Origin of the sequence: Streptomyces diastatochromogenes (assembly GCF_002242805.1) — a bacterium.
In the GTDB taxonomy this organism is placed as follows: domain Bacteria; phylum Actinomycetota; class Actinomycetes; order Streptomycetales; family Streptomycetaceae; genus Streptomyces; species Streptomyces diastatochromogenes.
Map to the genome: position 1 here is coordinate 1 of NZ_MCGQ01000003.1, position 12624 is coordinate 12624.

Consider the following 12624-nt stretch of genomic DNA (forward strand, 5'->3'; position numbering starts at 1 on the left):
CTGCACGGCAGTTGGGACCGTACGGCAGTGGCACTGGATGTGCACCGCAACACCGTGCGGCAGCGGATCGCCCGGTGCGCGGCGCTGCTCGGGGCGGACCTGGACGACCCGGACGTACGGATGGAGTTGTGGTTCGCGCTGCGCCAGGGCTGAGTGAGCCACGTCCCAGGGTGCGATATGCCGACGACTCGGCAGGTCCGCTGCCCCACAATGGGAGGCATGCCGATATCCGGGACACCCAGCCGCGCCCAGCTCGTCGACCACCTGGTGAGGACCCGTATCGCGGGGGACGTCGCCACACCCCGCGAGAACAACCTCTCCCACTACCGCAAGCTGGCCAACGGCGACCGGCACTACTGGTTCGGTCTGGAGCTGGGTGACCGCTGGTCGGACGAGCAGGACGTGCTCGCGGTGATGGCCGAACGGGTGGGCGTCAACGACGATCCCGAGTACCGGTACGGGCAGGACACCATCGACCCCGAGCTGACCGTGGACGCGCTGCAGCGCCTCGCGCTCCGGCTGCGCAAGGCGGCCGACGGGCAGCAGCGGGTGCTGTTCGCCACCGGCCACCCGGGCGGCCTGCTGGACGTGCACCGGGCCACGGCCGCCGCGCTGCGCGCCGCCGGCTGCGAGATCGTCGTCATCCCGGACGGGCTGCAGACGGAGGAGGGGTACGTCATGCAGTTCGCGGACGTGGCCGTCCTGGAGCACGGCGCGACGCTGTGGCACACGCACTCCGGTGAGCCGATGCGGGCCATCCTGACCGGACTTGAGCGCGAGGGGCGTCCGCTGCCGGACCTGGTGGTCGCGGACCACGGCTGGGCCGGGTACGCCGGACAGCACGGCGTCGACTCCGTCGGATACGCCGACTGCAACGACCCCGCGCTGTTCCTCGCCGAGTCCGAGGGCACCCTCCAGGTGGCGGTGCCGCTCGACGACCATGTGGTGAGCCCCCGCTACTACGACCCGATGACGGCGTACCTGCTGGCGGAGGCGGGCCTGGCATAACGCGCCGACGGGCGCCACGATGTGCGGCTCTGCCGGCAGAGCCGCACATCGTGCTCAGTTCGTGGTCGGGTCAGTGGCCTCCTCCGCCGTTACCTCCACCGCCGCCGTGGTCTCCACCGCCGTGGTCTCCGCCACCGTGGTCTCCACCGCCGTGGTCGCCGCCATAGCCGCCGTGGTCACCGTTGTCGTGGTCGCCGCCGTAGCCGCCGTGGTCACCGTTGTCGTGGTCGCCGCCGTAGCCGCCATCGTCGCCGTAGCCGCCGTAGCCGCCGTTGTCGTCGTCACAGCCTCTACTGTAGGAGCTGTGGTCATCGTGGGACGAGCCCGCGAAGGCGGTGCCCGCCGTGCCGATGGCGGCTCCGCCTGCCAGCAGCACCCCGGCTGCGGACATCGCGACAAGACGCCTCGTGCGCTGTGATCGCATGGGATATACCTTCCATCTCCATCGTCGCTCGCGGCTCCCGGAGAGGGGCGCGAGGTGATGGCCGACGCCGCGGCAAAGGGGAAGATGCGGCGCGGTCTTCAGATGTCGCCGCAGTGTGTTGAGCGGCACGGTGCATGCCAACGATGTCGGCACCTGCAGCCACCGGTGCGTGGTCACGCCATCGGATGCTGCGGCTGAGGTCCGAGGGGTACGGAGCCTCGCCAGCCAGGCAAACCGTGCGCTGCGGCTTTCACTCGAAAAGCCTAGTACCCCATGCGTCACTCGTCACTTCGAGCGACGATGCGCTGCCCAGGACCCCGGACCGGGCCCTGGACACACCCGCCCCGCAGCCGGGCACGCGGCCCGCAGCCGGATCGTCAACTTCGTTACGCTCCGCATGTGTTCGCCCGTTCAACAGCTGCGCGGGGGTCAGCGCGGGACGCGGACCACGCCCTCCTGGATCACGGAGATCGCGAGCTGCCCGTCCTGGGTGTAGATACGGGCCTGGCCGAGGCCCCGGCCGCCGTGCGCGGACGGCGACTCCTGGTCGTACAGCAGCCATTCGTCGGCGCGGAAGGGCCGGTGGAACCACATCGCGTGGTCCAGGGACGCGCCGACGACGTCCCCGACGGCCCAGCCGCCGCGCCCGTGCGCGAGCAGCACGGCGTCGAGGAGGGTCATGTCGGAGACGTAGGTGGCGAGGACGACATGGAGCAGCGGGTCGTCGTCGAGCTTGCCGTTGGCCCGGAACCACACCTGGCTGTGCGGCTCGCGCGGTTCGCCGAACTTCCCGTACGGCGGCTCGTCCACATAGCGCAGGTCGATCGCCTCGCGGGCCTCCAGGAACCTCTCCACGACCGCCGGGTCCAGGTGGTCGTAGCCGCGCAGCCGCTCCTGGGAGGTGGGCAGGGTCTCCGGGTCGGGGGCGGGCGGCATGGGGGCCTGGTGGTCGAGGCCTTCCTCGTACGTCTGGAAGGACGCCGAGAGATGGAAGATCGGCTTGCCGTGCTGGACGGCGACCACGCGGCGGGTGGTGAAGGACCGTCCGTCGCGGATGCGGTCGACGCTGTAGACGATCGGCGCGCCGGGGTCGCCCGGGCGCAGGAAGTACGCGTGCAGGGAGTGGGCGAGCCGGTCCGCGGGGACCGTCCGCCCGGCGGCGACCAGCGCCTGCGCCGCGACCTGCCCGCCGAAGACGCGCGGGACGACGGCGGAGCGGGACTGGCCGCGGAAGATGTCCTCCTCGAGCTGCTCGAGATCGAGCAGCTCAAGGAGGTCCTGGAGTGCCTGGCTCATGGCGTTAGTTGTACCGGCCAGTGATTGCGGGGACCTTACAGACCCATGTCCTTGGCGATGATCGTCTTCATGATCTCGCTGGTGCCGCCGTAGATGCGGTTGACGCGGTTGTCCGCGTACAGGCGGGCGATCGGGTACTCGTTCATGAAGCCGTAGCCGCCGTGCAACTGGAGGCAGCGGTCGATGACGCGGTGGGCGACCTCGGTGCAGAAGAGCTTCGCGGAGGCGGCCTCGGCCGGGGTCAGCTCGCCGGCGTCCAGGGCCTCCGTGGCGCGGTCGGCGACGGCCTCGGCGGCGTCGACCTCGGCCTGGCAGGAGGCCAGCTCGAACTTGGTGTTCTGGAAGGCGGCGACGGGCTGGCCGAAGACGACGCGGTCCTGGACGTACTGCTTGGCGAACCGGACGGCGGCCTTGGCCTGCGCGTAGGCGCCGAAGGCGATGCCCCAGCGCTCGGAGGCCAGGTTGTGGCCGAGGTAGTAGAAGCCCTTGTTCTCCTCGCCGAGGAGGTCCTCGACCGGGACCTTCACGTCGACGAACGCCAGCTCGGCGGTGTCGGAGGTCTTCAGGCCGAGCTTGTCGAGCTTGCGGCCGACCGAGTAGCCCTCGGCCTTGGTGTCCACCACGAACAGGGAGATGCCGTGGCGGCGGTCCTCCTTGGTGGGCGCGGCGGTGCGGGCGCAGACGATCATGCGGTCGGCGTGCACGCCGCCGGTGATGAAGGTCTTGGCGCCGTTGAGGACGTAGTGCGTGCCGTCCTCGGAGAGCTTGGCGGTGGTCTTCATGCCCGCGAGGTCGGAGCCGGTGCCCGGCTCGGTCATCGCGATCGCCCACATCTCCTCACCGGAGACGAACTTCGGCAGGTACCGCTTCTTCTGCTCGTCGGAGGCGAGCAGCTTGATGTACGGCAGGCCGAGCAGCACGTGCACGCCGGAGCCGCCGAAGGAGACACCCGCGCGGGCGGTCTCCTCGTACAGGACGGCCTCGAACTTGTACGAGTCGATGCCGGCGCCGCCGTACTCCTCGTCGACCCGGATACCGAAGACGCCCAGCTCGGCGAGCTTGTAGTAGAACTCGCGCGGGGCCTGCCCGGCGGCGAACCACTCGTCGTAGACGGGCACGACCTCGGCCTCGATGAAGGCGCGGATGGTCTCCCGGAACGCCTCGTGATCCTCGTTGAACAGCGTGCGGCGCACTCCGCCACCTCCACGAACTTCGGCATGTCTAAGCGCTTGCTCAGAACCAACCGTACCGGTGAGTACGCGGAGTGGTCCAGGGTTGAACGGGGGTAACGCTCGTCACTTGTGGGAGGCCGCCGGGGGCGAGGCCCGCGGCTCAGTCGCTGCCCGCCGCCGCGAACGCCCCCCGCGCCATCCGGTGCAGCAGCTCCGCCGTGGCCCCGCGGCCGGGCAGGGTGCCGGCGCGGCCGAGGTGGGGGGTGGAGTTCAGCAGGCCGAAGACCGAGTGGACGGCGGAGCGGGCCGACGGCTCCGACAGGGCCGGGTACACCTCGCGGACCACCTCCACCCACAGCTCCACGTACTGCCGTTGCAGCTGGCGCACCAGCTTGCGGTCGCTGTCGCGGAGGCGGTCCAGCTCGCGGTCGTGGAGGGTGATCAGGGGGCGGTCGTCCAGGGCGAAGTCGATGTGGCCCTCGATGAGCGAGTCCAGGACCGCCTCGGCGCCGGTCTGCCCGTCGGCCTCCGCCAGGCGCCGCTTGGCCCCCGTCAGCAGCTGGCCGCTGATACCCACCAGCAGCTCCGCGAGCATCGCGTCCTTGCCCGGGAAGTGCCGGTACAGACCGGGGCCGCTGATGCCGACCGCGGCGCCTATCTCGTCGACACCGACGCCGTGGAAGCCGCGCTCGGCGAAGAGCCGGGCGGCCTCCTTGAGGATCTGCTCGCGACGGGTGGGGGCGTCGGTTCTGGTGACCATGCCAGCAATTCTAGACAGCGAGGTTAGCGGTCGTTAACCTGGAGGAAATGGTTAACGCTCATTAACAGTACGACCACTGGGTGAGGGGACCGCAGGATGCAGGAGGCACCGGAGCTGACGAGCGCGGCAGATCCCGCGTCGGAGGCCTGGCGGGCCAATGAACAGGCCCATCTCGCACTCGTCGAGGAGCTGCGCGGCAAGCTGGCCGCCGCGGCCCTCGGCGGCGGCGAGAAGGCCCGCGCCCGGCACACCGCGCGCGGCAAGCTGCTGCCGAGGGACCGGGTGGACACGCTGCTCGACCCCGGGTCGCCCTTCCTGGAGCTGGCCCCGCTCGCGGCCGACGGGATGTACGACGGGCAGGCACCGGCCGCCGGTGTGATCGCCGGGATCGGGCGGGTCAGCGGGCGCGAGTGCGTGATCGTCGCCAACGACGCCACCGTCAAGGGCGGCACGTACTACCCGATGACGGTGAAGAAGCATCTGCGGGCGCAGGAGGTCGCCCTGGAGAACCGGCTGCCCTGCCTCTACCTGGTCGACTCCGGGGGCGCCTTCCTGCCCATGCAGGACGAGGTCTTCCCCGACCGGGAGCACTTCGGGCGGATCTTCTACAACCAGGCGCGGATGTCCGGCGCCGGGATCCCGCAGATCGCGGCGGTCCTCGGGTCGTGCACGGCGGGTGGGGCGTACGTGCCCGCCATGAGCGACGAGGCCGTGATCGTCCGTAACCAGGGCACGATCTTCCTCGGCGGCCCGCCACTGGTGAAGGCGGCCACCGGTGAGGTCGTCACCGCGGAGGAGCTGGGCGGCGGCGAGGTCCACTCCCGGATCTCCGGCGTCACCGACCACCTCGCCGAGGACGACCCGCACGCCCTGCGCATCGTGCGGAACATCGTCGCCACCCTGCCCGCCCGGCAGTCCCTCCCCTGGGAGGTCACGCCGGTCGCGGAGCCGAAGGTGGACCCGTACGGGCTCTACGGCGCGGTCCCGGTGGACTCCCGTACCCCCTACGACGTACGCGAGATCATCGCGCGCGTGGTGGACGGCTCCCGCTTCGCCGAGTTCAAGTCCGAGTTCGGGCAGACCCTGGTCACCGGCTTCGCCCGGATCCACGGCCACCCGGTCGGGATCGTCGCCAACAACGGCATCCTGTTCTCCGAGTCCGCCCAGAAGGGCGCCCACTTCATCGAGCTGTGCGACCAGCGCGGCATCCCGCTGGTGTTCCTGCAGAACATCTCCGGCTTCATGGTCGGCCGGGACTACGAGGCGGGTGGCATCGCCAAGCACGGCGCCAAGATGGTGACGGCCGTGGCGTGCACCAGGGTCCCCAAGCTGACCGTGGTCGTCGGCGGCTCGTACGGCGCCGGCAACTACTCGATGTGCGGCCGGGCCTACTCCCCGCGCTTCCTGTGGATGTGGCCCAACGCCAAGATCTCGGTCATGGGCGGCGAGCAGGCCGCCTCCGTCCTCGCCACGGTCAAGCGCGACCAGCTGGAGGGGCGCGGCGAGGACTGGCCGGCCGAGGACGAGGAGTCCTTCAAGGCACCCATCCGCGCGCAGTACGAGCGCCAGGGCAACGCCTACTACGCCACCGCCCGGCTCTGGGACGACGGCGTGATCGACCCGCTGGAGACCCGTCAGGTGCTGGGCCTCGCCCTGACCGCCTGTGCCAACGCGCCCCTGGGAGACCCCCAGTTCGGCGTCTTCCGGATGTGAGGAGGGGAACCGTGTTCGACACAGTGCTGGTGGCCAACCGGGGCGAGATCGCCGTACGCGTCATCCGTACGCTCCGCTCGCTGGGCGTGCGCTCGGTGGCGGTCTTCTCCGACGCCGACGCGGACGCGCGGCACGTACGGGAGGCCGACACGGCGGTACGGATCGGTCCGGCGCCGGCCGCCGAGAGCTATCTGTCGGTGGAGCGGCTCCTTGAGGCCGCCGCCCGCACCGGCGCCCAAGCGGTGCATCCCGGGTACGGCTTCCTCGCCGAGAACGCGGGCTTCGCGCGCGCGTGCGAGGAGGCGGGGCTGGTCTTCATCGGCCCGTCGGCCGACGCCATCGCGTTGATGGGCGACAAGATCCGCGCCAAGGAGACGGTGAAGGCGGCCGGGGTGCCGGTCGTGCCGGGTTCCAGTGGCAGCGGGCTCTCCGACGACCGACTGGCCGAAGCCGCCCGCGAGATCGGGACCCCCGTGCTGCTGAAGCCGAGCGCCGGCGGTGGCGGCAAGGGCATGCGCCTGGTCCGGGACGTGACCCGGCTGGAGGAGGAGATCGCGGCCGCCCGCCGTGAGGCCCGCGCCTCCTTCGGTGACGACACGCTCCTGGTGGAGCGGTGGGTGGACCGGCCCCGGCACATCGAGATCCAGGTGCTGGCGGACGGCCACGGGAACGTGGTCCACCTCGGCGAGCGCGAGTGCTCGCTGCAGCGGCGGCACCAGAAGATCATCGAGGAGGCGCCGAGCGTGCTCCTCGACGAGGAGACCCGGGCCGCGATGGGCGAGGCGGCCGTCCAGGCGGCACGCTCGTGCGGGTACCGGGGCGCGGGCACGGTGGAGTTCATCGTGCCGGGCGGCGACCCGTCCTCGTACTACTTCATGGAGATGAACACCCGCCTCCAGGTGGAGCACCCGGTCACCGAGCTGATCACCGGCCTGGACCTGGTCGAGTGGCAGCTGCGGGTGGCGGCCGGCGAGCGGCTGGGCTTCGCCCAGGAGGACGTGACGCTGACCGGGCACGCGGTCGAGGCGCGGATCTGCGCCGAGGACCCAGCGCGTGGGTTCCTTCCCTCCGGCGGAACGGTGCAGCTCCTGCACGAGCCCCAGGGCGACGGCGTCCGCACCGACTCCGGGCTCAGCGAGGGCACCGAGGTGGGCAGCCTGTACGACCCGATGCTGTCCAAGGTCATCACGTACGGCCCCGACCGCGCGACGGCGCTGCGCAAGCTCCGGTCGGCCCTCGCGGAGACGGTCACGCTGGGCGTGCAGACCAACGCGGGGTTCCTGCGTCGGCTGCTGGCCCATCCGGCCGTGGTGTCGGGCGAGTTGGACACGGGTCTGGTCGAGCGGGTGGTGGACGAGCTGGTCTCCACCGACGTACCGGACGAGGTGTACGAGGCGGCGGCGGCCGCCCGGCTGGAGGCACTGCGGCCGCGCTCCGAAGGCTGGACCGACCCCTTCTCGGTGCCGAGCGGCTGGCGACTGGGCGGGACCCCGAAGCAGCCCGCCTTCGACCTGCGCGTGGCCGATCCGGTCACGTACGCCCCCCGAGGCGCCCACGCCGTCACCGACGACCGGGTGTCCGTCACCCTCGACGGTGTCCGGCACTCCTTCCACCGGGCCGGTGACTGGATCGGCCGGGACGGCGACGCCTGGCAGGTGCGCGACCACGACCCGGTGGCCGCCTCCCTCACGGGTGCCGGGCACGCGGGCGCCGACTCGCTGACCGCGCCCATGCCCGGCACGGTGACCGTGGTGAAGGTCGCCGTCGGCGACGAAGTGGCAGCGGGCCAGAGCCTGCTGGTGGTCGAGGCGATGAAGATGGAGCACGTCATCTCCGCCCCGCACGCCGGCACGGTCGCCGAGATCGACGTGACCCCGGGCACGACGGTGGCCATGGACCAGGTCCTCGCCGTGATCGCACCCCACGACAAGGAAGGCGCGGTGGCGGAATGAGCGCCGACGGACTGCCCATGGTCGTACCGGCCCAGGACCTGCCCGCGCGGGTGCGGATCCACGAGGTCGGCGCGCGGGACGGGCTGCAGAACGAGAAGATGACCGTGCCGACGGAGGTCAAGGCGGAGTTCATCCGCCGGCTGGCCGGCGCGGGCCTGACGACCATCGAGGCGACGAGCTTCGTGCACCCCAAGTGGGTGCCCCAACTGGCCGACGCCGAGCAGCTGTTCCCGCTCCTCGGCGACCTCGACGTCGAACTCCCCGTGCTGGTGCCCAACCAGCGCGGCCTGGACCGGGCGCTGGCGCTCGGCGCCCGCCGGATCGCGGTGTTCGCCAGCGCCACCGAGTCCTTCGCGAAGGCCAACCTCAACCGGACGGTCGACGAGTCGCTGGCCGTGTTCGACCCGGTGGTGCGGCAGGCGAAGGACGCCGGCGGGCATGTGCGCGGCTATGTGTCCATGTGCTTCGGCGACCCCTGGGAGGGGGCGGTCCCCCTCCACCAGGTGGCCCGCGTCTGCAAGGCGCTGCTGGACATGGGCTGCGACGAACTGAGCCTCGGGGACACCATCGGGGTCGCGACCCCGGGCCACGTCCTCGAACTCCTCTCGCTGCTCAACGAGGAGGGCGTGCCGACCAACGTCATCGGCGTGCACTTCCACGACACCTACGGCCAGGCACTGGCCAACACCTACGCGGCACTGGAACACGGGGTCACGACGATCGACGCCTCCGCCGGGGGTCTCGGCGGCTGCCCCTACGCCAAGTCCGCGACCGGCAACCTCGCCACCGAAGACCTCGTGTGGATGCTGCAGGGCCTCGGCATCGACACCGGAGTCGACCTCGGCCGTCTCGTCGCCACCAGCGTGTGGATGGCCGCCCACCTGGGCCGACCCAGCCCGTCCCGCACCGTCCGAGCCCTGTCCCACAAGGAGCAGTGATCACGATGGACCACCGCCTCTCCCCCGAGCTGGAGGAACTCCGCCGTACGGTGGAGGAGTTCGCGCACGATGTCGTGGCGCCGAAGATCGGCGACTTCTACGAGCGGCACGAGTTCCCGTACGAGATCGTCCGCGAGATGGGCCGCATGGGCCTGTTCGGGCTGCCGTTCCCGGAGGAGTACGGCGGCATGGGCGGCGACTATCTGGCCCTCGGTATCGCCCTGGAGGAGCTGGCCCGGGTCGACTCGTCCGTGGCCATCACCCTGGAGGCCGGTGTCTCGCTGGGCGCCATGCCCCTGCACCTGTTCGGCACGGAGGAGCAGAAGCGCGAGTGGCTCCCCCGCCTGTGCACGGGCGAGATCCTCGGCGCGTTCGGCCTCACCGAACCGGACGGCGGCTCGGATGCCGGGGCCACCCGCACCACGGCCCGCCTGGACCCGGACACGAACGAATGGGTCATCAACGGCACGAAGTGCTTCATCACCAACTCGGGCACGGACATCACGGGTTTGGTGACGGTCACCGCCGTGACCGGCCGCAAGCCGGACGGCAAGCCGCAGATCTCGTCGATCATCGTCCCGTCGGGCACGCCGGGCTTCACGGTCGCCGCCCCCTACTCGAAGGTCGGCTGGAACGCCTCCGACACCCGCGAACTGTCCTTCCAGGATGTCCGCGTACCCGCCGCCAACCTGCTCGGCGAGGAGGGCCGGGGCTACGCCCAGTTCCTGCGCATCCTCGACGAGGGCCGCATCGCCATCGCGGCCCTGGCGACGGGCCTGGCCCAGGGCTGCGTCGACGAGTCGGTCAAGTACGCCAAGGAACGGCACGCCTTCGGCCGGCCCATCGGCGCCAACCAGGCCATCCAGTTCAAGATCGCGGACATGGAGATGAAGGCCCACACGGCCCGCCTCGCCTGGCGCGACGCGGCCAGCCGCCTGGTCTCGGGCGAGCCCTTCAAGAAGGAGGCGGCCCTGGCCAAGCTGTACTCCTCCACGGTCGCCGTGGACAACGCCCGCGAGGCCACCCAGATCCACGGCGGCTACGGCTTCATGAACGAGTATCCGGTGGCCCGCATGTGGCGCGACTCCAAGATCCTGGAGATCGGCGAGGGCACCAGCGAGGTCCAGCGGATGCTGATCGCACGGGAGTTGGGGCTGGTGAGCTGACATAGCTCCGGCGGCCCACAGGTCGCACACAGGTTCGGGCGCGAGGCGCCCCACCCACTGGACATCGAGTGAGGTTAGGCTAACCTACCTTCGAACTTGTCCGGCGGGCGCCTCGCCCCGTTCGAAAGCAGTCATACCCATGTCCCATGCCCGTGCCACCCACTTCACTCGCCGCGGCCTGCTCGCCGCGGGCGGCGCCCTCGGACTCGGTGCGGCGCTCGCCGCCTGCGGGGACGACAAGGGGAAAGACGCGGACTCCGGGAAGGCGGCCAAGAGCGGCAAGTCCGGCCCCTGGAGCTTCAAGGACGACCGCGGTACGACCGTGAAGCTGGACAAGGTCCCGGCGAACATCGTCGCGTTCACCGGTGTCGGTGCCGCGCTGTACGACTACGGCATCCAGGTCAAGGGCGTCTTCGGCCCGACGAAGACCACCGCGGGCAAGGCCGACGTCCAGGCCGGCGACATGGACGTCAGCAAGGTGACGGTCCTCGGCAACACCTGGGGCCAGTTCAACATCGAGAAGTACGCGGCCCTCGCGCCCGACGTGCTCATCACGACGATGTTCGACGCCACCGGCACCCTCTGGTACGTCCCCGACGAGTCGAAGAAGAAGATCGCCCAGTTGGCCCCCAGCGTCGGCATCTCCGTCTACGACCGCCAGCTCACACAGCCGTTGCAGCGTATGTGGGAGCTGGCCGAGTCGCTGGGCGCCGACATGAAGGCGGCCGCCGTCACCGACGCGAAGAAGCGGTTCGAGGACGCCGCCGCCCGGCTGCGCGCCGCGGCCAAGGCCAAGCCCGGCATCAAGGTGATGGCCGGTTCCGCGAGCGACCAGCTCTTCTACGTCTCCGGCACCAACCTCTCCATCGACCTGGAGTACTTCAAGGCCCTCGGCGTGAACTTCGTGGAGCCCCCCGAGAGCGCGAAGAAGCAGGGCGGCGGCTGGTACGAGTCGCTGAGCTGGGAGAACGTCGACAAGTACCAGGCCGACATCATCATGATGGACGACCGGTCCTCGGCGATTCAGCCCGCCGACATCACCAAGGCGACGTGGAAGAAGCTGCCCGCGGTCAAGGCGGGGCAGGTCATCGCGCGGTCGCCCGAGCCGATCCTGTCGTACGACAAGTGCGTTCCGCTGCTGACGAACCTGGCGGAGGCCTTGGAGAAGGCCAAGAAGGTCAGCTGAACCCCGCTCACATCCCTTCCTGAACCCCAGCCTCAGGAGTCCCCATGACGACGGCCGTAGCCGCCCCGTTCCGTTTCTTCTCCCTTCAGGTCGTACGGACGAGGCGGCTCGGGCCGTCCCTGGTCCGGGTCACCTTCAGCGGTGACGACCTGTACGCCTTCCACTCCGACGGGCGTGACCAGTCCCTGTCGCTGTTCCTGCCGCATCCGGGGCAGAGCGAGCCCGTCGTCCCGCTGGACCTGGGGGACGGCTGGTGGCAGGGCTGGCGTGAACTGCCCGACGACATACGGGCGGTGATGCGCTCGTACACCCTGAGGGCGCTGCGCCGGAACCCCGACGAGATCGACATCGACTTCGCCCTGCACACCCCCGCCGGACCCGCCTCCCGCTGGGCCTCCCGGGCCGCCGCCGGTGACCGTGTCCTGCTGCTCGGGCCGGCGATCGCCGACAACCGGGCCATCCGGTTCCGGCCGCCGGCCGACACCGACCTCGTCGTCCTCTGGGGTGACGAGAGCGCCGTGCCCGCCGCCACCGCCATCCTGGAGTCCCTGCCGGCCGGCACCCGCGTGCGCGCCTGGCTCGAAGTACCGCACGCCGGTGACATCCAGGACGTGGCGACCGAGGCGGACGCGGAGATCACGTGGCTCGTACGGCACGACGGGTCCCGCATGGCCGTCGACGCCGTACGGGCCGCTCAACTTCCGGCCGCTGAAGCGCCGTACGTGTGGATCGCCGGCGAGTCCGGCCGGGTGAAGGAGCTGCGCCGGCACTTCGTCGGTGAGCGCGGGATCGACCGGCGGCGCGTCACCTTCGTCGGGTACTGGCGGAAGGGCATGACGGAGGAACAGCTCCGCGTGGCCGAGTAACTCCCCCTGAAGTGACCCCAGTCACGGGAGAGGCATGCCTCGATCCAAGAAACTTAGGTTAGGCTAACCTAAGTTCATCTCTCGGCCTCTCCCGGCATCTCCCCCTGTCTCCCCGCACGGACAGTCCCCTCGGAGGACCCCCA

At 70.6% G+C, this 12624-nt stretch carries 12 protein-coding genes; 8 read left to right on the forward strand and 4 right to left on the reverse strand.

Features of this window, described 5'->3' with window-relative positions:
* Together BEK98_RS01075 and BEK98_RS01080 are read left to right on the forward strand one after the other, a co-directional pair.
* Window positions 1-153, forward strand: a 153-nt coding sequence (locus BEK98_RS01075; RefSeq protein WP_143684063.1) for a helix-turn-helix domain-containing protein, incomplete at its 5' end; no start/stop codon positions are given.
* A gap of 66 nt (window positions 154-219) precedes the next feature.
* On the forward strand, window positions 220-1008 hold the full coding sequence (locus BEK98_RS01080; protein ID WP_094214413.1) for a phosphatase: 789 nt from the start codon (window positions 220-222) through the stop codon (window positions 1006-1008).
* A gap of 70 nt (window positions 1009-1078) precedes the next feature.
* Here BEK98_RS01080 and BEK98_RS49510 read toward each other — a convergent pair whose 3' ends face one another.
* The 4 genes from BEK98_RS49510 to BEK98_RS01100 form a co-directional block, all read right to left on the reverse strand.
* On the reverse strand, window positions 1079-1432 hold the full coding sequence (locus BEK98_RS49510) for a hypothetical protein (protein ID WP_208642972.1): 354 nt from the start codon (window positions 1430-1432) through the stop codon (window positions 1079-1081).
* Window positions 1433-1861: 429 nt separating this feature from the next.
* Window positions 1862-2728, reverse strand: a complete 867-nt coding sequence (tesB, locus tag BEK98_RS01090; protein ID WP_094214414.1) for an acyl-CoA thioesterase II — start codon at window positions 2726-2728, stop codon at window positions 1862-1864.
* A 35-nt stretch (window positions 2729-2763) separates the two neighbouring features.
* Window positions 2764-3921: an acyl-CoA dehydrogenase family protein gene (locus BEK98_RS01095; protein WP_094214415.1), complete on the reverse strand. Its 1158-nt coding sequence runs from the start codon at window positions 3919-3921 to the stop codon at window positions 2764-2766.
* Between the two features lie 139 nt (window positions 3922-4060).
* The gene (locus tag BEK98_RS01100; protein WP_094214416.1) at window positions 4061-4660 is read right to left on the reverse strand and encodes an SACE_7040 family transcriptional regulator; all 600 of its coding nucleotides are present in this window, start codon (window positions 4658-4660) and stop codon (window positions 4061-4063) included.
* A 96-nt stretch (window positions 4661-4756) separates the two neighbouring features.
* On the opposite strand from BEK98_RS01100, the gene BEK98_RS01105 reads away from it, so the two are divergent.
* The 6 genes from BEK98_RS01105 to BEK98_RS01130 all read left to right on the forward strand — a co-directional run bounded on the left by BEK98_RS01105 (window position 4757) and on the right by BEK98_RS01130 (window position 12481).
* Window positions 4757-6373, forward strand: coding sequence for a carboxyl transferase domain-containing protein (locus BEK98_RS01105; protein WP_094214417.1), 1617 nt, complete (start codon window positions 4757-4759; stop codon window positions 6371-6373).
* Window positions 6374-6384: 11 nt separating this feature from the next.
* Entirely contained in the window at window positions 6385-8325 is a 1941-nt protein-coding gene (locus BEK98_RS01110) for an acetyl-CoA carboxylase biotin carboxylase subunit (RefSeq protein WP_094214418.1), read from the forward strand.
* Window positions 8322-9263: a hydroxymethylglutaryl-CoA lyase gene (locus BEK98_RS01115; protein WP_094214419.1), complete on the forward strand. Its 942-nt coding sequence runs from the start codon at window positions 8322-8324 to the stop codon at window positions 9261-9263. Before BEK98_RS01110 ends, BEK98_RS01115 begins: the two co-directional genes overlap by 4 nt.
* 5 nt (window positions 9264-9268) lie before the next feature.
* Window positions 9269-10429 (forward strand): acyl-CoA dehydrogenase family protein, encoded by a 1161-nt coding sequence (locus BEK98_RS01120; RefSeq protein ID WP_094214481.1) that lies wholly within the window; start codon window positions 9269-9271, stop codon window positions 10427-10429.
* 139 nt (window positions 10430-10568) lie between these two features.
* Complete coding sequence (locus tag BEK98_RS01125; protein ID WP_094214420.1) at window positions 10569-11615, forward strand: ABC transporter substrate-binding protein; 1047 nt, start codon at window positions 10569-10571, stop codon at window positions 11613-11615.
* 44 nt (window positions 11616-11659) lie between these two features.
* Window positions 11660-12481 (forward strand): siderophore-interacting protein, encoded by an 822-nt coding sequence (locus tag BEK98_RS01130; RefSeq protein ID WP_094214421.1) that lies wholly within the window; start codon window positions 11660-11662, stop codon window positions 12479-12481.
* Window positions 12482-12624 lie beyond the last annotated feature (143 nt).